Below are 23,480 nucleotides of genomic sequence, written 5' to 3'. Positions count from 1 at the left end.
TTGCGTCTTAGCGCCTGGTTGCAGTGTCCCTGTAGCGGACTTTTCTTATTTTTTGACTAACGATCCGGATCTTGCTCCGGATTGCCGTGTGCTGGAGGCGTTTGTGTTTCGAATCGGTTTGTTTTTATTAACCAACCTGGCTGTCGTTATTATCGCAAGTCTCACATTGAATATTCTGGGAGTGGGCTCCTATTTGGATGAGTCAGGCGCAGGCCTGAATTTGACCTCTCTGCTGATTTTCTGTGCCGTTTTTGGTTTTAGCGGCTCTCTGGTTTCGCTGTTTATTTCCAAGTGGATGGCGAAACGGTCGACAGGCACTGAGGTAATAGAACGGCCGTCGACACCGCAGGAACACTGGTTGGTGGAGACTGTCGCCGAGCTCGCTCAGAAAGCCGGGATCGATATGCCGGAAGTCGGTGTGTTCCCGGCCCAGCAAGCCAATGCATTTGCTACCGGTCGGAACAAAAATGCTGCGCTGGTGGCGGTTAGCCAGGGTATGCTTGATCGATTCTCGCAACAGGAAATCCGCGCGGTCCTGGGCCATGAAATCGGTCACGTCGCCAATGGTGATATGGTGACCCTGGCATTGGTGCAAGGGGTAGTTAATACTTTCGTTATGTTCTTTGCCCGGATTATTGGCCACACGGTAGATCGGGTGGTGTTCAAAACCGAGCGTGGCCATGGTCTTGGCTACTACATTGCGACCTTTGTCGCAGAGATAATTTTGGCGTTTTTAGCCAACATGATTGTCGCCTGGTTTTCGCGAAAAAGGGAATTTCGTGCCGACTACGCGGGTGCGACTCTGGTGAGCCCTGCGGCGATGATCGATGCGTTACGACGCCTGCAGGCCGAGACTCAACAGCAGGTCCCCAACCAAATGCCGGATACATTAACGGCATTTGGTATTACTTCTGGCTTCTCAAGTAAACTAATGGCGGCATTTGCTACGCATCCACCGTTGGCAGAGCGAATCCGCGTACTGCAGGCGCTCTAGCCGGATGCACGCGCTGACGAGCGCGTGCTGTCATTTAATTAACATTTTTCTGTCATGGAAGGGTAATTTTGCTGTCACTGTTGTAACGTACTTATAGCGCTCTCAATCAAACCATAAAAGAGACAGAGAGCGATGGATAAAACTAGCCTTTTTAAAATGCTGGCGTTGTCTGCGGTTATCGGCCTGAGCGCGTGCTCGGGCGATGACGGCAAGGACGGTGTAGATGGCACTAATGGTGTCAATGGTACTAACGGCACGAACGGTACTAACGGCACGAATGGTACTGACGGAACAAATGGTACCAACGGCACTAACGGCAGTAATGGTACGAACGGCCTCAATAGCCTGGTCGCATTCACCAACTTAAGCGCTGGCGACGATATGTGCTTCAAAGGCGGCGTTCGTATCGACGGTGGCCTGGACGCTAACGGTGACGGTGTGTTGGCCGCATCTGAAATCACTGACACAAGCTACAACTGCACCCCAACAGCGATTAACTCTGCGAAAAATTTCAATCGAATCGCCAGTTTTCCGGTTTGTTCTCAAATTGATCCTTCCTGTGATGACGATACCGCCACTGCGGCAGAAATCGTTGCCGCCAGTAGCGATGGTATGACTCTGGTTTATACCGATAGCCCCAACGAGTCGATTGGTTTTGTTGATATTACGAACCCGGCGATGCCTGTGGCTGCAGGAACCTTAAAACTGAGTGGCGAACCAACATCTGTCGCGGTGAAAGGTGACTACGCGCTGGTTGCGGTAAACGAGTCTGCTGATTACGTCAATGTTGGCGGCTCTTTACAAGTGATCAATATCGCAACCCAAACCTTGGTTCGTACCATGGATCTTGGTGGACAACCAGATTCCATCGCAGTCAGCCCGGACAAAGCCTTCGCGGGTGTGGTCATTGAGAACGAGCGAGATGAAGACTTAGGCGACGGCAAACCACCTCAGTTACCTGCCGGTGGTTTTTTCTCTGTCAACATTGCTGACGCTGATCCAGCTAACTGGTCACTGACAGCGGTAAACCTGGAAGGCGTGGCGACACTGTTCCCGGCGGATCCAGAGCCTGAGTATGTAGACATTAACGCTGCCAATATGGCGGTTGTTACCCTGCAGGAAAATAATCATATTGCATTGATCGACCTGGCGACGGCCACCGTCGTTAATGATTTCTCGGCCGGTACCGTCGATCTTTCAATGATTGATGTTGTTGAAGAGGAGCCTGCGGTTATCGATCTGAGCGGTTCGCTGGCTGACGTTCCACGCGAGCCGGATGGCGTGACCTGGATTAACGCTGAGTATTTCGCGACCGCGGATGAAGGCGATATGGACGGTGGCAGCCGAGGTTTCACTGTATTCAATTTACAGGGCGACGTTGTTTGGAATTCAGGTTCCACGCTGGACCATATGGCCGTGCGTTTTGGTCAGTATCCAGATGCGCGCTCTGAAAATAAAGGTAACGAGCCTGAAAATATTGAATTGGGTATTTTTGGCAGCGACCGCTATCTATTCGTTAACTCTGAGCGCTCCAGCATGGTGTTCGTCTACGACGTTGCTAATCCGACAGCGCCCGTGTTCAAGCAGGTACTGCCCGCCGGTGTTGCGCCGGAAGGCGGCTTGGCAATCCCATCGCGTAATCTGTTAGTTGTCGCCAGCGAGGAAGACTCACGGGACGATAAAATTCGCTCGGTGGTAAATATCTATCAGTACAACAGCTTGCCTGCGTCTTATCCAACCGTACAATCGGCTGACCGCTTTGACGGCACACCCATTCCCTGGAGTGCAATGTCAGGACTGGCGGCAGACCCAAGCAACGAGTCGCTTCTTTATGCGATAGAAGACAGTTTTTACGCGAGCAACCGCATCTTTACTTTGGACGTAAGCCAGAAACCCGCAGTCCTGATGGGTGAAACGCACATTGTGGATAGCAACGGCGTGTTCGCGGCGTTCACCACCTCGGGTAATGATGCAGACGCTGATAGCTTTGACGCACAAGATCTGGCGGCGATGATAAACGGTAATGGCACTGTTAACATCGACCCAGAGGGAATTACCGTTGCTGCGGATGGTGGTTTCTGGGTGGCGTCAGAGGGGGCTGGCACCGTAACCGAAACCGACGATCGCCCTATTGAATCTTTGAACTTCCTGTTTAAGACGACGGCCGCTGGTGTGATCGAAAAAGTAGTGACACTCCCTGCGTCGGTTAATGCCAATCAGGTGCGTTTCGGTTTTGAGGGCGTTGCAGAGTACAACGGTAAACTCTACGTCGCCATGCAGCGTGCCTGGGGTGCGGATGCCAATCCACGAATCGGTATTTACGATATTGATGCAGACTCATGGAGCTTCGTGTTCTACCCGTTGGATGCGCGCGAATCGCAAAACAAAGGTTGGGTTGGCTTGTCGGATATCAGCAGTCTCGGTAATGGCGAGTTCCTGCTCGTTGAGCGCGACAACCAAGGCGGGCCGGATGCCGCAATCAAGCGTCTATACAAAGTTGACCTGTCGGCACCTGTGGCTGATAGCACAATCACTAAAACGCTGGTGCGAGATCTGGTCGCGGCGGGTGACCTGACCGCAACGGGTGGTCTTATTCCCGAAAAAATCGAAGGATCTGCTGTCATGGCCAATGGTGATGTTTATATCATCAATGACAATGACGGTGTCGACGATAACAGCGGTGAAACCCAGTTGATTAATCTGGGGAGCATCCTGAACCATTTTTAATCGGCATAGATAAATGATGCTCTCGAAAGCCGGTCGCGAAAGCAGCCGGCTTTTTTCGTTGGCGCTTATGCTTTTCTCTAGGGCCGCTTGTTCGCTATTCATGTTATCTATGCCGCGAGCCGCTATCACAGCTTAGAATGATGTTCGGAATACGCATCGGGTGGCAGGGCCACTGCCAAAGCATGCAACTTGCAGTGTGCTGTGCGCAAGTAGCAAGTAGCAAGTAGCAGGGAGCAATCTGTAAAGAGTAGTGAATAATATCTAATGCCATGCTGTGAATTGGCGGTCATCAACAAGGGGACGTCTTGTGGAAATAACCAAAACGCTCGGCGAGTTTATAGTCGACCATCAGAATCAATATCCAACGGCGACAGGTGAGCTGTCAGCCCTCTTTTCATCAATCCGGCTGGCTGGGAAAATTGTTCATCGCGAAGTTAACAAAGCGGGTTTAGCGGATATTCGTGGTGCAGCGGGTGGCGATAATATCCAAGGCGAAGCGCAGCAAAAGCTGGATGTTTACGCGAACGAAAAATTCAAAGCGGCACTCTCAGCCAGGGGCGTTGTCTGTGGCCTGGCGTCTGAAGAGGAGGACTCCTTCGTCGCGTTTGATGGGCAGCGCAGTTTACAAGGGAAGTACGTGGTTTTGATTGACCCACTGGATGGCTCTTCGAACATCGATGTGAATGTTTCCGTTGGCACTATATTTTCTATTTACCGGCGGATATCCAAAACCGGCGGGCCAGTTACACTTGAAGATTTCCTGCAACCTGGTCGCGCGCAAGTGGCCGCGGGTTACATTGTTTATGGGTCCTCAACCATGTTGGTGTATTCCACCGGTGACGGTGTTAACGGGTTTACGTACGACCCGTCGCTAGGCGTATTTTGTTTGTCCCATGAAAATATGCGGTGTCCGCCAGAGGGTAACATCTACTCTGTTAACGAGGGAAATTATGTGCACTTTCCCAGTGGCATAAAGAAATACATCAAATTTTGCCAGGAGGAAGACAAGCCGAGTGGGCGGCCCTACACATCGCGGTATATTGGATCATTGGTATCGGATTTTCACCGCAATCTCATTAAAGGTGGGATTTACCTCTACCCCACGTCCAGCACCTATCCCTCGGGTAAATTGCGCTTATTGTATGAGTGCAACCCTATGGCTTTTCTCGCCGAACAGGCGGGCGGCAAAGCGCTTGCGGGTGTCAATCAACCTGTTCTCGATATAGTTCCTAGTGAGCTTCACCAGCGCAGCCCCCTGATTATCGGTTCCAGCCGTATGGTAGACAAAGCCTGTGAGTTTCTGAGCGAGAAATAAGCGGGTTGACTGCGGTGTATTCTGCTTCCTTTTGACGTATCGCAGTTTGCGAATATAGATTTGATGAATGTCACCCGTTTACACACAATGGGTGATAAGCTACAGCAATTACACGGGCAAGCGCCCCCTGTTAAGGGGCGCTGCAGTCGTGATTGGCCCCTGGGGGATCATGGGCCTTAGCGGTTTTGAGGGTAGGTTTATAGCTGCGATTAGGTATCTGCTATTGGATATCTGATCAATTTTTCTTGCCCCGCGCCTTGATTGTTTCTTTGTCTTTGCTGCCATTTCATGAGTGTTCAGTCGACTGTATCAACCTCTGGAACCCCTAGCGGGCTACTCGAAGTTCTAGCTGAGCTTCGTGAGCGTTTGCGCGGTGAAAAGTATTGCGCCCAGCGATTATTGCGGGTGTCGTTGCCAGTAGAGTTGGATAACACGCCGCTTGAAATCGCGGCCGCTTGCCGGGAGAGCGAACGCCAGATTTTTGCCACACGTGATAACAAATTTACCCTGGTGGGCTTTGGCCACAGCCGTCGATTGTCAACAAACAACGCGGAGCAAACCGCTGCGATTCTGGATCAGGCCCAGCAACTGGTTGCCGGATCCGATGCCTGCTGGCTTGGTGGTTGCTCTTTCGCTGGCAATACGGGGGTGGGACGTTGGCAGGAGTTTCCAGCCGCGTGTTTCGTATTGCCCCTGGTTGAGTTACGTGAGACGAACGGCTTTTGTGAAGTCGCCATAAATATGTACGCGGAGAGCTACGCGCAATGGCAAACGCGACTGGAGGCTATTGATCAGTTGGTAGGCGAGATAAGCGCGATTCCATCGCTTGCAGGGTCTCGGTTACCAGCACTCGTCGCGCGACGGGATACAATTTCGCTGCGCGAATGGCGAGAACTCGTTATGAATGCGCTGGAGGCGATTCGCGGTGGCGGCTTCAAGAAAGTTGTCCTCGCCCGCGAAGTCGAATTGTGTCTAACCGCGCCAGCGGACCCATTCGCTGCGCTGGCGCAGTTGGATCGGCAACATAACCCTGGTTATCTCTTCGCCCTTACCTCGGGCAAGGATCATTTTTTTGGCTGCTCGCCCGAGCGGCTTTTCAAACAGAAAGGTCATCAACTGGTTACCGAAGCATTGGCTGGAACGGTTAGGCGAGGTTTGGATGGCGATGAAGATGCGGCGCTCGAAAGTCGATTGATTCAAAGCCGTAAACTGGTTCATGAGCATCAGCTGGTGGCGGACGCCATCCACTCGGCCCTTTGTCCTCTGGCTTTGCAGCTATCACCCGTGAGCGATGTAGGTGTAGTCAAGCTTCGCCATATCCAACACAGCTACCAGAAGGTATCCGCAATTTTGCGGCCGGATGTGTCTATCGGTCAGCTATTTTCCAGTTTGCACCCGACACCCGCCATATGTGGGTACCCCAGTGCGCAAGCCAAGGCGTTTATTCGCGACCACGAGCATTTTCAGCGCGGTTGGTACAGTGGCGTTGCGGGAGTTATTGGTGCCGAGCACGCGGAATTCAGCGTGGCAATCCGGTCTGGTTTGGCGCGGGGCGATAAAGTGTGGCTGTATTCCGGCGTTGGTATCGTTCGCGGTTCGAACCCGGTTGGAGAGTGGCGGGAGCTGGAAAGCAAACTCCAGGTCATGTTGGATACGTTATTGCCCCATGCACACTAGTTCTATCAACAATGTGGTGTGGGCCAAGGCTCTGCTGGAGTCTTTGCGTGCAAGCGGGGTGACGGATTTTTGTCTAGCCCCAGGCAGCCGTAGCGCGCCCCTAGCAATGGCGCTGAATGAGCTGGCCCAACGCGACCCCCAAGTTGCAATACACACGCATTTCGATGAACGCGGCCTCGGCTTTTTCGCGATGAGCCTCAGCCGGTCGCGCGGCAAACCTGTGGTGGTGATCACGACATCAGGAACTGCGGTTGCTAACCTTTACCCTGCCGTCATTGAAGCCTGGGAGAGTTGTGTCCCGCTGGTGTTACTGACAGCAGACAGGCCAGACTACTTGATACACTGTGGCGCAAATCAGGCGATCGATCAGAAGCACCTGTTTCAAAACCACGTAATACACAGCCATAATTTTACTTTGCCCCATTCTCAGGAAATGCTGCGCCAGCAACAAAAAGCGCTGGTTACGGTAAAATCCGCTTTTCGCCCAATCCACTTTAATTGTCAGTTCGACGAACCCCTCTACCCGGAAAATGATCACCCGAGTGCAACCGCTACCTCGGGTGTTGATGACCGCGCAGATATCCCGGCAGCGACGTCACAAGACGACCTGATACGAGAGTTAAATCAGCACTTGGAATCGAGTCGGAGAACCCTGTTTGTGCTCGGCGGTTTGCTTCCCCAGCAAGCGGCGATGCTGGCGCCTTGGTTAGCAAGGGCTGATGGCTTGGTTTTCGCGGATATTAACAGTCAGTTTCGCTTCAGTGGCTTTGACAACCAACTGCATCTGTTAGACGTGAGCCTGTTAAACCCGCAATTTATAGCCGCGTTTAATCCTGATTGTATTGTTCAGTTTGGCGGGCGCCTTGTCAGTAAACGCGTGAACCAGTTTTTGGCCAGCGCCGAGGCACCTTACTGGCTGGTCAGCGAACGGGAGATTAATTTGGACCCTTCGCGGCGAGCCCGCCGCTTAACGTTGCCGCTGCCGGATTTTTGCACGCAGGTTTCGCCCGCTCTCAGCCGATGGGAAGCTAAGTCGGTTGTTTTACAAAACCACGAATCTATTGCAGAACACGTACGGACAAACCTGTCGGTTCAGTGGCACGAGGCGAGCATTGCATGCACCGTGGCATCTGAATTGACCACTCAGGATGCGATATTCGTGGGAAATTCGCTGGCGATCCGAATGCTGGATTCCTGGCTGCCACAATTGGACATAAAACCTGCCGTATTTAGCAATCGCGGTGCCAGTGGGATAGATGGTTTACTAGCGAGCGCTGTGGCGTTGTCGCATGGCACATGTCGTCAAGTTGTGGTGTTACTGGGGGATACCAGTTTGCTGCACGACTTGAACAGCCTTGCCTTGCTCCGCAAGGCTCGCAAACCGATCAAAATAGTTGTGTTGAACAATGATGGCGGGCGAATTTTCGGTATGCTGCCCGCGGGCGATCAGACTGCGTACGAATCGCTGTTTGCCATGCCTCCGGGGCAATCAGACTTCTTAAATGTAGCGAGACAGTTCTCTCTTGCGTATTTTTGCGCCACCGAACACGGAAGCCTCAGGGCCGTTCTGGGTACAGTGTTATCATCTCCGGAACACGCATTGCTGGAATGTAAAATCGATGGCGACGCAGGCGTAGAACGGATCAAACTGCTCATGACGAGGCTTCAATGTCTGAAAATATAAAACCAGAGTTGGTGATGTTTCCCGGCTTTATGGGGCACGCCGACGATTTTACTGGCGTTATCGAAAAGCTCAATGGCAAGGTTAATTGCCGAGTGCTCACCTTGCCGCAAGCGGTTAATACCGCCCAACTATTCGAAGAAATCGTACTTACCTGGTTTAAACCTTTACGTGCCACTCTGCCTCGACAGTTTTATATTTACGGCTATTCCATGGGCGGGCGCCTGGCGCTCCCGGTTATCGAGTACCTTCTGGAAAAGGAGCCGGATGCTGTTCTCGGTGTGTTTCTCGAGAGTGCTCATCCTGGTTTGTTGAATCCAGACGATTGTTATCGGCGGCTGTTGTGGGACTCTGGCTGGGCAAAAGCGTTCGGCTTTGAGCCGCTAGAGGTCGTGCTTGGGCGTTGGTATCAGCAATCTGTATTCAAGGGGCTACAGGCTTCAGAAATTGAAGAACTGATTGCGCAACGCAAGCGGTTAAATGCGAAAAATCTGGCAACCCAGATTATTCAATTCAGTTTGGGCTGGCAGCCCGATTACCGCGAAATGCTGGCCAACAGTGGCCTGCAAATTACCTTTTTCAGTGGTGAGCAAGATCGTAAGTTCACCGCAATCGGCCAGCAGCTCGCCGCGCTGGACGGGGTCGAACACCTGATCGCCGACGGCATCAGCCATACGGTGCATTTTCAAAACCCCGCGTGGATTGCGCAACATCTATTAGCAAGATTGTCGGAGGATTAATATTCAATGAGTGATGCAGCCAAGAGCACAATTATTCCTGCGCTGGACTGGCAGTGCGTGCAAGAGTACAGCGATATCCGCTATGAAAAAGCAGAGGGTATTGCCAAGATCACGTTGAATCGACCCGAGGTTCGCAACGCTTTTCGGCCGCAAACCATCAGCGAAATTCGCGCAGCACTGAGCGATGCGCGCTTCGATGAGCAGGTTGGCGTAGTAATCCTAACGGGGCAGGGTGACCTGGCGTTCTGCTCCGGCGGTGATCAGCGGGTACGGGGAGATTCTGGCTATCAGGACGATACCGGTACGCATCATTTGAATGTGCTCGATTTGCAGAAAGAGATTCGTTCAATCCCGAAGCCTGTGATTGCAATGGTTGCGGGTTATGCCATCGGTGGCGGCCATGTGCTGCACTTGGTGTGTGACATTACCATCGCTGCGGAAAATGCCCGTTTTGGCCAGACGGGCCCGAAAGTGGGTTCGTTCGACGGCGGCTTTGGTGCCAGTTACATGGCAAGCCTTATTGGCCCTAAAAAAGCCAAAGAGATCTGGTTTATGTGTCGGCAATACGATGCAGTACAAGCGTTGAATATGGGCCTGGTTAATACTGTTGTGCCCTTAGCCGAGCTGGAAAAAGAAACGGTGCAGTGGGCCAGGGAAATGTTGGTGCAATCGCCAATTGCGCTGCGTGTGCTTAAGTCGGCTTTCAACGCGGGTCTCGATGGGCAAGCAGGTATTCAGGAGCTGGCTGGCAACGCAACAATGCTTTTCTACATGACTGAGGAAGGGCAGGAGGGGCGCAACGCTTACCTCGAAAAGCGCCAACCGGACTTCTCCAGGTTTAAAAGGCAGCCTTAGTGGAGCAAGCTTTTGATGCGGTGACTGTGTACCGCTACTCCCTGCCGTTCGCGAAGCCTCTGATTTTATCCTCCTGTCGTTTACAGGATCGGGAAGTGCTGCTGCTGGAATGGCGCAGAGGTACCCACTCATTTTGGACCGAAGTCTCGCCGCTGCCCGGTTATAGCAGTGAAACACTGTCTTGTGCCAGACGCGAGTTGGATACAGTTTTTGATGGGGTGGCGTACCTGAGCCCTGCGTTACTCGAAAATAAACTGGCCCAGTGCCAGGGGGATTTGCTGCCATCCGTGAGTAGTACCCTGGCAGCGGCGGTGTTCGAGTGTCGCCATGCGAATTTTAACGTGCCGGCGGTTTGTCCCCTGTTAACCGCTGGCGACTTGACTGGCGCTACTTTGGCCCGGCTGGTAAATAGCCCGGTGATTAAGGTTAAAGTCGGCGGTCTCACTCTGGATGAAGATATCGCGCGAATCAGCCAGATTTGCGAGTTGCCGGATTTCACCGGTAAGTTGCGGCTCGACGCCAATCAGCGCTGGAATGCCAAAGATATTCACCGGCTTTGCTGCAAAGTCGACGTTGAGCGGATCGAATGGCTGGAAGATCCGCTGGTGGTGCCGGAGCACTACCAGCAATGGGCGGAATTTAGCACAATCCCTTACGCGCTCGACGAAACACTTCATCAAAATCCGCAATTACCGGTTCGCACCGATGCGCTGCATGCCCTTATATTAAAGCCGACATTGCTGGGTCATCAGCGGCTGGTGTCCCTCTGTGATTGGGCGCAGAGCCACAGGGTGAAAACAATCTTCAGCAGTTGTTTTGAATCACCAATCGGGCAACGGCATTTATATGCTCTGGCGAATATCTACGGTGGCACAGAAGCGCATGGCATAGACACGCTTAAGTACTTCAGCTACCTACAGGAACCCCAGCCCGTACTGGATGCGTTGGTTTATGACGGGCGGCTGTTGTGACGCCGCTGGAGTTACTGGCGGGAACAGCACATCGCTCGCCGAACCATAGGTTTTTGCAAACTGACGAAGGTCGGTGCAGTTACGACGAATTTTATTGTCGCGTCACTGAACGGCTGCCAGATGTGCTAAGTGTCGATGCCGTTGCATTAGCGGTCACCGCGACGCGCACCATCGAAGGCTTGGTTGATATGTTTACCGTGCTCGCCAGCGGCAAAATGTGTGTTCCAATCGATGCTGCATTGCCATCAGCGCGGCTCACCGAAATCTGTGAGACATTTGACGTGCACCCGCTGCCGGGCCCAGACATGGGGAATGGCGCGGCGAAAGCATCGGTGGCAGGTAGTATGGCGCAGGGCGACAGGCTTGTTCTGGGCATCATGACCTCAGGGTCAAGTGGCGAGCCCAAGCTGGTAGCGCATCGATTTCAAAGTTTAATGGCAAATGTCCGCGCAAGCGCGGCCATGGCGGCGATGACCCCGCACTCGCGCACTCTGTTGAGTTTACCGCTTTACCATATTGGTGGTTTCGCTCAGGTGCTACGCGCGCTGCATACCGGCTCATCCTTGGTTATGCAAGGTCGAGTTGAAGCCCCGGAAACCTTGAATAACCACAAGATAACCCACTGCTCGATGGTGGCTACCCAGTTACAGCGCCTCTTGAACGTTCTGGCTGGCACAGACACCGGCGATTCGCGAGGCATCCCGCCAGGTTTACGTGCGCCAATGTTGCCGCACTTGCGACATGTGCTACTAGGCGGTGGCCCCTGTGCAGAGGAGACGCTACAGGCCGCAAGGCAAGTTGGAATACCGGTTCGGGTCACCTACGGTTTATCGGAAACCGCATCCCAGCTCGTAACCCAGGATGACCAGGGCGTGGGGCAGATTGTCGGGGCGACAGAAGTACAGTTGGCGGAGAATGGCGAAATTCGCGTGCGTGGCGAGACCCTTTTTGCGGGATATTGGCGCGCCGGTAAACTTGATTCTGCGCGAGACTCCGAAGGCTGGTTCCACACGCGGGATCTGGGGGTGTGGCGTGGAGGGTGCATACGCATTCTGGGGCGTCTCGATAACCAGTTTATTAGTGGCGGCAAGAATATTCAGCCGGAAGAAATTGAACGCCATCTGGTTAGCCTGCCTTCGGTTAGTATCGCCGTTGTGGTGCCTGTTCCCCACCGGGAGTTTGGGGAAGTGCCACTAGCGTTTGTCGATCTGGCCGAGGGGGAACTCACCCAGGCTCTTCAGCGTGATTGGGTAGCGAGGCTCAAGCAAGTATTGCCCGGTTATCTGGTGCCGCGATGTTTCGCGCGGTTGCCGACCCAGCGCGGCTTAAAAATCCAGCGCGATGCGCTAAAAATCCATGCACGATCCTTGGACACAAACTTATGAGTATTTGGAAAAAACCCGCCACCCTGGAACAGATTAATAAATTTGGCGCTAATACTTTGGTGAGCCATCTGGGCATAGAGGTTACTGCCATTGGCGACAGTACGATTTCAGCGACCATGCCGGTCGCAGATCATACGCGCCAGCCTTTAGGGTACCTGCACGGTGGCGCGTCGGTTGTTCTCGCGGAAACGCTGGGGAGCATTGCCGCGCATTTAGCGGCAGAGGAGGGCATGGTGAGCTTTGGTGCCGAGATAAACGCGAACCATCTGCGGTCGGTGCGCTCTGGAACCGTTACGGGAGTCGCAAGCCCACTGCGGATTGGCTCGAGCATGCAGGTATGGGACATTCGTATTACTGACGATAATGACGAGCTAATCTGCATTTCGCGGCTGACTGCGGCGATTCGTCCGCAGCCTTGAGCGCGAACCGGCTAATGCTTAACTCGAGTGCCGGTGCACGGCCAGTGGTCCCCAGGCCTGGTCTACCGGCATCACTTCCAGCTCGTTCACGTTGACGTGAGGCGGCACACTGGTAATCCAGTACACAATATCTGCGATATCCTCTGCAGAAAGCGCTTTGGCGTTGGCGTACACCGCTGCCGCTTTACTTTCGTCACCGTGAAATCGCACTTTGGAAAAATCGGTTTCCGCCATCCCGGGGCTCAGCGTCGAAACGCGTACGCGGGTACCCAGCAGATCGGCACGGAGACCGCGGGAAAATTGTTGGACGAAGGCTTTTGATGCCCCATAGGTGTTACCACCGGGGTAGGGCCAGCTGGCAGCAGTCGAGGCAATATTGATCACATGGCCGCTGTTACTGGCCACCATCGCGGGCAGCAGGTGGTGTGTGATCGCAAGCAGGCCCGTGATATTTGTGTCGACCATAATCTGCCAATCCTGCCACTCGGCATCCTGTGCTTTGTCGAGCCCCAGTGCCAAGCCTGCATTATTGATCAGAATATTTACCGGCAAAAACGCATCGGGAATGGATTGCAGCGCCTCTAACAGCGCCTCAGTTTTGGTTACATCCGCAACTAGAATGTGGACGTTTACCAATGGGCTCAATTCATCGGAGAGCTGCTGTAGTCGGTCGCCTCGTCGCGCGAGTAACACAAGAGGGTGGCCCTTGCTAGCGTAGAGTCTTGCACAAGCTTCGCCAAATCCGGATGACGCGCCGGTAATAAGGACGGTATTTGACATGGGTGGCCTCCCGAAAAAGGCGTAATGCTACCGCATTCCCTGGCAAGGGCGTGTAAATAAAAAAAGGGCGATTGGAAATCCCAACCGCCCGTTGACTGTGACACATAGTTGGCAAACTCCGGACTGTGCAGAGTACCGGTAACCCAGGTTCGCACTCATCGAACCTTTTATTCACCTAACAAAAAATAAGTGATTACTTGAGACAATGTCGTGAGACAAGAAACTCAATACTACAAATGGGTTTGCGTTGCGCAACGGATGTCCAATGCGAATAACAACTCTATCAAATAGTCATACAGACTATATCCAATATTGTAGGCGTCTGGCTTCTGCTCGTCTACGCTTTTGTGGGCTGGTTCGCGCTAATTTGTCATTGCTTTACAAATGAGTACTTAAATGGGTCAAAAAAAGCGCAGTTTGTGCGATTTGCAGCCCGACGTTTGACGCAATCCCAGTGATATTGATGTAGTTAACGGGTTAGATAACAAGAGCCGCCGGTGTGTAAAACAAAAAACGCCGCGATTTGCGGCGTTTTACTGTTAGTCATGCGGCAATCTAGCCGTGTTAAAGCTTCGCGATTTCGGCCTGTTGTTCGCTGAGTTTCGCGAGAGCTGCTTCCACTTCGTTTAACTTTTCACGCTCTTTGGCAACCACATCGGCCGGTGCTTTGTCGACAAACTTGGGATTTTCCAGCTTCCCTGCAAGCCGGCTTTTTTCTTTAACAAGTTTATCGCTTTCTTTATGCAGCCGTGCCAGCTCCGCGTCTTTGTCAATCAAACCTGCCATGGGGACACGAATTTCCATACTACCGGCAAGTGCCGTCGCGCTGAGCGGAGCCTTGTCCTGCGCTGCCAATCGGGTGATGGATTCCAAGTTGGCCAGACGGGTTAAAAACTGCGCGTTGTCGTTCAGGCAGCGCTCATCTTCCGAGGTCAGGTCTCGCACAAATACCGGAAGCTTGGTCGCGCGGGGAATATTCATTTCACCACGAATATTGCGCACGGCTTCGATAACGGATTTCACCCACTCAATATCGCTGATCGCCGCAGCATCAATGCGCTCCTCCGCAGGGGCGGGGTAGCGTTGTAACATCAAGGTTTCGCCTTCTACGCCTGCGAGTGGTTTTATCTTTTGCCAGATTTCCTCGGTGATAAACGGCATGAAGGGGTGCGCAAGCCGCAAGGTTGTTTCCAGTACACGGATCAGTGTGCGGCGGGTGCCTATGCGTACCTGTTCGCTGGCGAAGTCGCCGGTAAGCACGGGCTTGGTAAGCTCCAGGTACCAGTCGCAATAGTCTTTCCAGAAAAAGTCGTAGAGCGCTTGTGACGCCAGATCCAGACGGTAGGTGTCCATACCTTCAATCACCGCTTTTTCCGCCTGTTGCAGGCGCGAAACAATCCAGCGGTCCGCCAGGGTTAATTCGTACTCTGTGCTGTCATCCTGCGCGCAGTCCTGGCCTTCGGTATTCATCAGCACATAGTTGGAGGCCTGCCAGATCTTGTTACAGAAGTTGCGGAAACCCTCGATACGGCCAACATCGAAATTAATGTCGCGACCGGTGCTCGCCAACGAATAATAGGTGTAGCGAAGCGCATCAGTGCCGTATGAGGCGAGCCCGTCTGGAAATTCCTTGCGGGTGTTTTTCTCGATTTTCGCCGCGTCTTTCGGATTCATCAAACCGGTGGTGCGTTTCTTCACCAGACTTTCCAGGTCGATACCGTCGATGAGGTCAATGGGGTCCAGCACATTGCCCTTCGATTTACTCATTTTCTGGCCCTGGCTGTCACGCACCAAGCCGTGTACATAGACCGTGTGGAATGGGATTTCCTTCTTGAAGTAAAGGGTTAGCATAATCATGCGGGCGACCCAGAAGAAAATGATATCGAATCCGGTCACGAGCACAGAGGAAGGGTGGAAGGTTTTAAGGAAGTCTGTTTCTTCCGGCCAACCCAGGGTGCCAAAGGTCCAGAGACCGGAGCTGAACCAGGTGTCCAGCACATCGTCATCTTGTTTGAGTGCGAGGGAATCGCCCAGGTTGTATTTTTTGCGCACATCGGCTTCGTCGCGGCCGACATAGACCTGGCCAGCGTCGTCGTACCAAGCCGGGATACGGTGGCCCCACCACAACTGCCGTGAGATACACCAGTCCTGGATATCGCGCATCCAGCTGAAGTACATGTTTTCGTATTGTTTGGGTACAAACGCGATATCGCCATCTTCGACTGCGGCGATGGCTTTTTCTGCAAGTGGCTGAGTGCGCACGTACCATTGGTTAGTTAGGTAGGGTTCGATCACCACGTTAGAGCGGTCGCCGTAGGGGACTTTTAAGTTGTGGTCATCGATTTTCTCGAGCAGCCCAAGTGCGTCCAGGTCGGCGACGATTTGTTTGCGCGCAACAAAGCGGTCGAGGCCGCGGTATTTTTCGGGTGCAGCGGCATTAATCTGCGCATCATCGTTGAAGATGTTAATCATTTCGAGATTGTGCCGTTGCCCCATCTCATAGTCGTTGAAATCGTGCGCTGGCGTGATTTTCACGCAGCCGGTACCGAATTCCATGTCCACATAGTCGTCGGCAATAATGGGGATTTTGCGATCAGTCAGCGGGAGGGTGATGGTTTTCCCCACCAAGTCTTTGTAGCGCTCATCCTCTGGATGCACCGCAACGGCGGTATCGCCGAGCATGGTTTCCGGGCGTGTAGTCGCAACAACCAGGTGGCCGCTGCCATCGCTCAAGGGGTAGCGAAAATGCCATAGATGGCCTTTTTGTTCTTTGCTTACCACTTCGAGGTCGGAGATGGCAGTGTGCAGTTTCGGGTCCCAGTTCACCAGGCGTTTGCCCCGGTAAATGAGTTTATCGTCGTACAGACGAATAAATACTTCCTGGACAGCTTGGTAAAACCCTTCGTCCATGGTGAAACGTTCGCGGCTCCAATCCGGCGAAGCACCCAGACGGCGCAGCTGGCGGGTGATGGTACCTCCAGAATGCTCTTTCCACTCCCACACCTTTTCAATGAACTTGTCGCGACCTAAATCGTGACGGGTAATATTTTCCGCGTCCAACAGGCGCTCAACCACCATCTGAGTGGCAATGCCTGCGTGGTCAGTGCCCACCTGCCACAGGGTGTTACACCCCTTCATGCGGTGGTAGCGGATGAGCGCATCCATAATACTTTCTTGAAAGCCATGGCCCATATGTAGGCTGCCAGTGACGTTCGGCGGTGGAATCATAATGCAATAGGGCTCACCTTCGCCGCTGGGAGCGAAATACCCCTTGGATTCCCAGGTTTCATACCACTGTTTCTCAATTGCCGAAGGCTGATACGTTTTATCCATAGCTAGAGCTTATAAACCGCTTATTTAAGGTGAATGGGTGCGTAATCGAACGGGCGATTATACCGTGGGGGCTCGTAAAATGCAGTGTAGATCAGGGGGTTACGGGATCTTTGGGATCTTTAGCCAGTTGCTCGGCAAGTCGACGCCGCAATTCCCGCTCTATCTCCGGCAGGTATTTGGCAACCACTGCATCGATTAACAGGTTTTCGTCGTCTGAGAGGTTATTCGCCATCAGTGGTTTGGGCGGGCGCGCATCTGGCCGCGCCAGTGCATCGCCGACCTGTACCAGGTCCTGAATGACGGATTGCTCGTGGTTGCGGTTTAGCCTTTCGCGAATATGGGCGGGCAAGAAGGGGTTTTCGGTTTTTTGTTCGTTCACTACAGCTTGTGTTGGTTGAGGTTTGCGGTTGACGGGTTTGGTAGGGCGCTTTGCGGGCTGGGGTGCACTGGCGGCAGGTTCTTCAAATAGCGATTGTTGGCCGGCCGTTTCTGCATTTTTACTTTGGGGTTTGCTGCGACCGGGCTTGGTTTTATCTGGATCATCGTGTTTTTTGCTTTCTTCAGCGAGCAGGGCCGCCATGTCGCCTTTGAGTTCGTCATCAGTACTCGACAGCGCGGACAGTTCCTCATCGGGCAGTTCACTCTCATCCAGGGTGACGGCGGACAAGTCGAGGACACTTTCGGTCAATACTGGCACCTCAGGATCGCTGGTTTGAGGCGCGCCACCTGGCTCTGCCGGGGGACTCACGTCCGGCGCATCGTCTGGTGCGTCCAGTAAATCGCCAAAGACCTCCCGTTCGAGCGAGGATTTAATATCCTCCAGCTCGCTGAGAAGGTCTTTGCGAGACGGTTTATTTGGTTCCTCGGTACTCAAAATTGCATTTCCATGGCGCTGTCTGAGAAGGCCCTATATTAGCGCTTTATCGCTATCCTGCAACGCCTGAAGTGGATATTAATCACACAGAAATCGAAAAAATGTCTGCTGTTAATCGCGCCATTGCAGTTCGTCCATCGGCCGCGAGCTTGTGACCTTGATGGCGCCAGATGTTACGCCTTGCGAAAGCCTTGTCGGGCTGACGTCCTCCAGCGCACTCTGGCCTCCACGATCATTGGCCTGCAGGCGTACCCAGCAGTTTTTGCCGGATGCCTTTGCTGCGTAAAGCGCCTGGTCCGCAAGACTTATAATCTGCTCCCAATCAAATAGGCCGGGCTGGTGCGGGGCAAAGGGGTAGGAGGCGATTCCTATAGAGCAGGTTTTTTTAGCGTCGCAGCCGTCCGCCAGCTTAAATGTATGGTTTTGCGTGGTGAACAGCAGGCGATCAGCGATCGCTTCTGCACGACTGCGCGCCTGGTGGCGGATAACCAGCACAAATTCTTCTCCCCCCCATCGAATCACATAATCCTCGGCTGCCAAAGCGCTGCGTAGAATATTGCCAAACTGGACCAGCATCAGGTCGCCGGACGCATGGCCGTGGTGATCGTTGATGGTTTTAAAGTCGTCGATGTCCAGCACCATAAACGTCAAGTCATTGAGGGCGCGGAACTCCAGGCCAGCGGCGCGCGCACGGTCGTACTGTTCGTTGGTTTCGATAAGATCATTAGTGATTGTGTTGTACAGGAACCGGCGGTTGTGCAAGCCAGTGAGCTGATCAGTTAGGCTGGCGTCCTCCAGACGTTTATTCAGGCTGCGCAATTCCTCCTGAGTTGCGATCAGCCGCTGATGCTCAGTCCGCAAGGCTTCGGTTCTTTCCGCCACTTTGCGGTCGAGGTCGCGGTTTATCTCGTCTTTCATGCGGTCGATTTCGGTCATCCGCCGCACCAGTGCGCGCTCCCGGGCGAGTTCTTTGCGCTGCACCCAGAGTGTCCACGAAATCAACGCGCTGAGCGCTAGTGCGTAAAACGCGTATGCGAGCGGGGTGCGCCAGTAAGGTGGATTGATGTAAATGCGCAATCGAGCTGGTGTTGGATTCCAAATACCGTGATTGTTGGACCCTTTAACTTCGAATACATAGTTGCCGGGGTCCAGGTTGGTGTAGGTTGCGAGGCGGCGATTGCCCACCATGTTCCACCGCTCCTCAAACCCTTTGAGGCGATAGGCGTACTGATTTTCGTCTGGGGATCGGAAATCCAGCGCGGAATACGCGATTGAAAATACCGATTGGGTATGGTCGAGCGAAATCTCCTGGGTTACCCCGATCGCTCTTTGTAGAGGGCTGTTCGGGCCGGGGCGCTGTGACTCATTGAAAACCTGCAGGTCGGTAAGCACAATCGGCGGGATATGCTCGTTCGGCTGCAACATGTGTGGGTCGAATAATGTGAGCCCGCGACTGCTACCAAAAACCAGTGACCCGTCACTCAGTAAGGAACCGGAATCGCGATTGAATAGATTCCCCACCAGGCCATCGCGTTTGGTAAACACCATAAACTTTTCTGTTTTAGGATCGAAACGGGCCAGGCCTTCGAAGGTCGACACCCAAAGGTTGCCATCAGTGTCCTCGACAATACTAGACACTGTGGAGTTAGGCAGCCCTTGCTCTGTGGTGAAGCGGGTAAATGTGTTGTCTGCGTGGTTAAATCTGTTCAGGCCTCCGCCAAAAGTCCCTATCCAGATATTACCTTTGGAATCCTGAAAACTGGTTAGAATCTGGTTCCAGCTGATTGAGTTCGCCTGCTCAGGATCATTCATATAGTGCGCTTCGAACTCGAGCGTGTTCGGGTTAAGGACGTACACGCCGTTGTAACTGGCGATCCAGAGCCGACCATCGCTCATCGTGGTGATCCCGCGCGAATACAGGGTCGTCATAGGGTTGCCAAGACTGTCATTTGGCATCACACGGGTAAAATCATTGGTCGACCGGTTGTAACGGCTAATGCCTTTTTCGGTGACTATCCAGATGTCGTTGTTGTGGTCGACAGTGATACCCCAGGGTTCTCGTCCATACAACGACTTTGGGTCTTGCGGGTCGTATTGGTAACGTTCCCAGCGATCCTCACCGGGCAATTGACGGTTCAAGCCGCGATCCCAGGCGCCAACCCAGAGGATGTGATCTTTATCGAGCTCCATATCCAGCACTGTGCTTCCTGACAGCGAGTGGGGGTCGTCTTCCTCATAAATGTATTTTGTGAAGTTGCCAGTTGCGCGATCTAAATGGCTAAGACCGAAACCGCAACCAATCCACACAGTTTTATCCGGGGCTTCCAGCGTGGTTAGGACGCCACCATCGCCCAGTGAGTTAGGTTGCTCTGGTATGTGCCTGAAATTGAGGAACTCAGATGCCTGCAGGTCAACCGCGTCCACGCCGCTCGGGAAGTAACCAATCCATATTCCTTTGGATTTATCCATGAAAATGTCCCGGGCAACGAAATTACTGGGGCCACTGGTTTGACCTTCAATGTAGCTGTAGTCAGCAAAGTCACCGGTGTCGGGGTTATAAAGGTGGACGCCAGTACCATCGCCTATCCAGAACAGGCCATTTTGATCTTCCATAATGTCCCACACGGTATCCGCTTTTTCACTGGCGCTGTGCACAAAGCGTTCGAACTCGCCGGACTGTTCATTAAAACGGGCGATACCGGCGCCTAGGGTCCCTATCCATATGACGCCTTTGGAGTCGGCAAGGATCGAGCGGATCTGGTTGGATTGCAGGTTGCTGTGGCCGTCATTGAGGTGGTAGTGGATCAGGCTGTGCGTGGGCGGCGAGTAACGGATAAGCCCATTGCCTTCCAAGCCGAACCAGAGGTCGCCATTGGGCGCTTCTGCGACGGTATTTACGCTATTGGTATTCGCATTGCCCACGGCGGTGAGCGTCGAGTTAAGAGGTTCCGGCGCCAAACTGAGGGCGCCATTGCTCGGGTTGAATAAGCGGATGCCCAGTGACGTGCTCGCCCACATTTGCTGGCGGCTATCTTCAAATAAATAATAAAAGTACAAGTTCGGAACCGCGTCGCTTTGGCCGCGGCCAGGGAAGCATTGAAAACCGTCATTCGTGCGCAGATAGCGGCACAGCCCGGTATGTGTGACTGCCCAGAGATCGCCGCGGCTATCCCGTAACAAATGTTTTACCCAGAGATGGCTGATGGATAAGGGGTCGTCCACCCGTTGCTCGTAGGTGCGTAAGGCGTACCCATCATAGCGGGCGAGCCCCTTGACCGCAGCAAACCACAGGAAACCGTCGGCATCCTGGTGAATACTGTTGATATAGCCAAGCTTTTCGAGCTGATCCTGCAGCGTTGGGGTGAATTTTACCTGCGGTGGTATACGCGGCTGAGCCGATGCGACAGTGACCGTTACTACGCCCACCGACAGAATCAGCAGAGAGAGAATGTAATGCGCGTACTTGCTGATACGCTTGCCCCCTTTATGAGAAGCACCTTCGACGCCGAGAAGCATAAACCCCTTTATATTATTTTTCTGAGTTCGTTGCCAAGCTAACCGTGAACGCTTAGTTCGATTTTTACCGTTCTTTTATCGCTCGTCCTTGCCTGATTTCCGATTTCTCGATTTATGTGCGCGCGCAGTTTTCACTTACGAGCGCATTATCAGTTGTTATTTAAGTGTTCAAACCCACCTTTAAGTAAAGCTGTTGTCCCGAATAATGCAACAGGCGCCAAATGACGCCACACTAACCTATGTTGTGGGTTTCGATTTCATAACCCCGTTCTTTGAAGTAGGTAAAGTGCTTGCGAGAAAGCTGTTTGTCGGCGGGGTCTTGAATGACGATCTCCACGAGCCTGGCGAAGCGGCTAAATGCGCCGGGAATATTGCGTCGCAGATTAATCAGCAAGTCATGCTGCTGAATATCATCACCGTCGTGGCTCAATAGCACGGGGGACTCCAGCGTATCACCGTAAGTGTGATGGGGCACAAACGACTCAGCGCGAAACTGCCATAGCAGTTCATCGAGCACTTTCGTTTCACTTGCATCGTTGGTGGCGATCATAACTTTACTGCCTTGATTAACCGCTTTCTCCGTTAGGCGACAGGCAAATTGATGCCTGTCGCTAACAGCACCTTGGGCAAGCACGTAGAAGGTGACACGTGTCATCGGGCAATTATGCGTTCAGCAGGTAATTGACCAACAGGCTCACCGGGCGACCAGTGGACCCTTTTTTCGCGCCTGATTGCCACGCGGTACCTGCAATATCGAGATGCGCCCATGGGTAGCTTTTGGTGAAGCGAGACAGAAAACAGGCTGCGGTAACGCTGCCGCCGGCGGGGCCACCAATATTTGCCATATCCGCAAAATTGCTGTCGAGTTGCTTCTGGTAGTCGTCCCACAACGGCATCTGCCACGCGCGGTCATTCGCACCTACGCCGGCAGCCAGTAACTTGTCGGCGAGCGCCTGTTCGTTACTGTAGAGCCCGGTCGCGTGATTGCCGAGCGCGATGACGCAAGCGCCTGTCAGCGTGGCGATATCCACAACCGATTTTGGCTTGAAGCGCTCAACGTAGGTGAGGGTGTCGCACAGTACCAAGCGGCCTTCGGCGTCGGTGTTGAGAATTTCGATTGTTTGCCCGGACATGGAAGTAACGATATCGCCAGGTTTGGAGGCGCGTCCGCTCGGCATGTTCTCCGCTGCTGCGATGACGCCGATAACGTGCACTTTGGCATCCATCTCAATCAGCGCTTTCATTGCACCGAACACACTGGCGGCACCACCCATATCGAATTTCATTTCGTCCATATTGGCACCGGGCTTGAGACTGATACCACCCGTATCAAAGGTGATCCCTTTGCCGACCAAGACATGGGGCTGGCTTTTCGCACCACCAGCGCCTTTGTACTCCATAATAATCAACTGCGCATCCAGGTCGCTGCCTTTGGCAACAGAATGAAAAGCGCCCATGCCAAGCTTCTCGATTTGTTTTTCGTTAAGGCTTTTGGTGGTGAGCTTAGGGCATGCGGCGGCCAGTTGTTTCGCTTGTTCAACCAGGTAGGCAGGGGTGCAAATATTGCCGGGCAGGTTGCCCAGTTGGCGAGTCAGGTTCATCCCTTCGCCTATGGCGGCACCTTTTAACAGTGCAGATTTAACCGCGCGAGTGCGGGTCGCGTCGTCGCTTGCATAGGTCACTTTACCCAGCGCAGGCGCCGGTTCAGGTTTGCTGAACGTTTCGGTATATCGGTAGCTGGCGGTGACAAACAGTTTCGCCATCTGCTCTGCAACCCAGCTTGCATCTGCGGGCTCACCGAAATGTTCGATAGTTGGCGCACCGTCTGCGAACAAATCGTCGATAAATACTGTCGTATCTTTGGCGGGTGAGGCAGAAAGCGCTGCCGCCGCTGATTGAAGCGCGGAAATTACGCTGCCACTGGCGATCTTACTTTTCTTCTCGCTGGTTTCTCCGAGGTGAACCAGAAGTACGCGGGCGGCTTTCACGCCGCTAGCCGCTGGCACAGGTATCCAACACGACTGCCCGGGCTTGGCTTTTAGATCACCACTTTTAATAACCTGGGACAGAACGCCGCCCAAAGCATCATCCAGGGCGAGTGCGGTAGTGAGCAGAGCGTTATCGAGAGCGAAAACAACAGAACATCCCGAGGCACGAGATAAAGCGTCGGTTTTTTGCGTAAGAAATTTCATTGAATAATCCGGGTAGTGCGA

16 protein-coding genes are annotated in these 23,480 nt (G+C 53.3%); 10 read left to right on the top strand and 6 right to left on the bottom strand.

Annotated features, from left to right (window positions below; all coding sequences use genetic code 11):
- Positions 1–103: 103 nt before the first annotated feature.
- The 10 genes from htpX to TERTU_RS12025 all read left to right on the top strand — a co-directional run bounded on the left by htpX (position 104) and on the right by TERTU_RS12025 (position 12,764).
- Complete coding sequence (gene htpX, locus TERTU_RS12070; RefSeq protein WP_420834827.1) at positions 104–994, top strand: protease HtpX; 891 nt, start codon at positions 104–106, stop codon at positions 992–994.
- Between the two features lie 132 nt (positions 995–1,126).
- Complete coding sequence (locus TERTU_RS12065) at positions 1,127–3,721, top strand: esterase-like activity of phytase family protein (protein ID WP_015819835.1); 2,595 nt, start codon at positions 1,127–1,129, stop codon at positions 3,719–3,721.
- Between the two features lie 307 nt (positions 3,722–4,028).
- Entirely contained in the window at positions 4,029–5,036 is a 1,008-nt protein-coding gene (fbp, locus tag TERTU_RS12060; RefSeq protein ID WP_015820258.1) for a class 1 fructose-bisphosphatase, read from the top strand.
- A gap of 288 nt (positions 5,037–5,324) precedes the next feature.
- Positions 5,325–6,713: an isochorismate synthase gene (locus TERTU_RS12055; RefSeq protein WP_015819873.1), complete on the top strand. Its 1,389-nt coding sequence runs from the start codon at positions 5,325–5,327 to the stop codon at positions 6,711–6,713.
- Positions 6,703–8,397 (top strand): 2-succinyl-5-enolpyruvyl-6-hydroxy-3-cyclohexene-1-carboxylic-acid synthase, encoded by a 1,695-nt coding sequence (gene menD / locus TERTU_RS12050; protein WP_015820187.1) that lies wholly within the window; start codon positions 6,703–6,705, stop codon positions 8,395–8,397. The genes TERTU_RS12055 and menD overlap by 11 nt, the downstream gene beginning before the upstream one ends.
- The gene (locus TERTU_RS12045; RefSeq protein WP_015820802.1) at positions 8,382–9,134 is read left to right on the top strand and encodes an alpha/beta fold hydrolase; all 753 of its coding nucleotides are present in this window, start codon (positions 8,382–8,384) and stop codon (positions 9,132–9,134) included. The genes menD and TERTU_RS12045 overlap by 16 nt, the downstream gene beginning before the upstream one ends.
- Before the next feature lie 6 nt (positions 9,135–9,140).
- Positions 9,141–9,989, top strand: coding sequence for a 1,4-dihydroxy-2-naphthoyl-CoA synthase (gene menB, locus TERTU_RS12040; protein ID WP_015817459.1), 849 nt, complete (start codon positions 9,141–9,143; stop codon positions 9,987–9,989).
- Positions 9,989–10,960, top strand: coding sequence for an o-succinylbenzoate synthase (gene menC / locus TERTU_RS12035; protein WP_015818031.1), 972 nt, complete (start codon positions 9,989–9,991; stop codon positions 10,958–10,960). The genes menB and menC overlap by 1 nt, the downstream gene beginning before the upstream one ends.
- Positions 10,957–12,345 carry an AMP-binding protein gene (locus TERTU_RS12030; protein WP_015818436.1) on the top strand — a complete coding sequence of 463 codons (1,389 nt, stop codon included), beginning with the start codon at positions 10,957–10,959 and terminating at the stop codon, positions 12,343–12,345. Before menC ends, TERTU_RS12030 begins: the two co-directional genes overlap by 4 nt.
- Entirely contained in the window at positions 12,342–12,764 is a 423-nt protein-coding gene (locus tag TERTU_RS12025) for a hotdog fold thioesterase (protein WP_015818945.1), read from the top strand. The genes TERTU_RS12030 and TERTU_RS12025 overlap by 4 nt, the downstream gene beginning before the upstream one ends.
- A gap of 18 nt (positions 12,765–12,782) precedes the next feature.
- On the opposite strand, the gene TERTU_RS12020 is transcribed toward TERTU_RS12025, so the two are convergent.
- The 6 genes from TERTU_RS12020 to TERTU_RS11995 all read right to left on the bottom strand — a co-directional run bounded on the left by TERTU_RS12020 (position 12,783) and on the right by TERTU_RS11995 (position 23,459).
- A complete protein-coding gene (locus TERTU_RS12020; RefSeq protein WP_015819874.1) occupies positions 12,783–13,544 on the bottom strand; it encodes an SDR family NAD(P)-dependent oxidoreductase in 762 nt (253 codons plus the stop codon).
- A 564-nt stretch (positions 13,545–14,108) separates the two neighbouring features.
- Positions 14,109–16,877, bottom strand: coding sequence for a valine--tRNA ligase (locus TERTU_RS12015; protein ID WP_015817851.1), 2,769 nt, complete (start codon positions 16,875–16,877; stop codon positions 14,109–14,111).
- 91 nt (positions 16,878–16,968) lie between these two features.
- Complete coding sequence (locus TERTU_RS12010) at positions 16,969–17,751, bottom strand: hypothetical protein (protein ID WP_015818513.1); 783 nt, start codon at positions 17,749–17,751, stop codon at positions 16,969–16,971.
- Positions 17,752–17,862: 111 nt separating this feature from the next.
- A complete protein-coding gene (locus TERTU_RS12005) occupies positions 17,863–21,267 on the bottom strand; it encodes a ligand-binding sensor domain-containing protein (RefSeq protein WP_015817836.1) in 3,405 nt (1,134 codons plus the stop codon).
- 232 nt (positions 21,268–21,499) lie between these two features.
- Positions 21,500–21,922 (bottom strand): DNA polymerase III subunit chi, encoded by a 423-nt coding sequence (locus tag TERTU_RS12000; RefSeq protein ID WP_015818274.1) that lies wholly within the window; start codon positions 21,920–21,922, stop codon positions 21,500–21,502.
- 7 nt (positions 21,923–21,929) lie between these two features.
- Positions 21,930–23,459 (bottom strand): leucyl aminopeptidase, encoded by a 1,530-nt coding sequence (locus TERTU_RS11995; protein WP_015817679.1) that lies wholly within the window; start codon positions 23,457–23,459, stop codon positions 21,930–21,932.
- Between the last annotated feature and the right edge of the window lie 21 nt (positions 23,460–23,480).

The organism is Teredinibacter turnerae T7901 (genome assembly GCF_000023025.1).
In the GTDB taxonomy this organism is placed as follows: Bacteria; Pseudomonadota; Gammaproteobacteria; order Pseudomonadales; family Cellvibrionaceae; genus Teredinibacter; species Teredinibacter turnerae_B.
The sequence above is the reverse complement of the archived record's forward strand: the minus strand, read 5'-3'. Positions and strand labels throughout refer to the sequence as shown.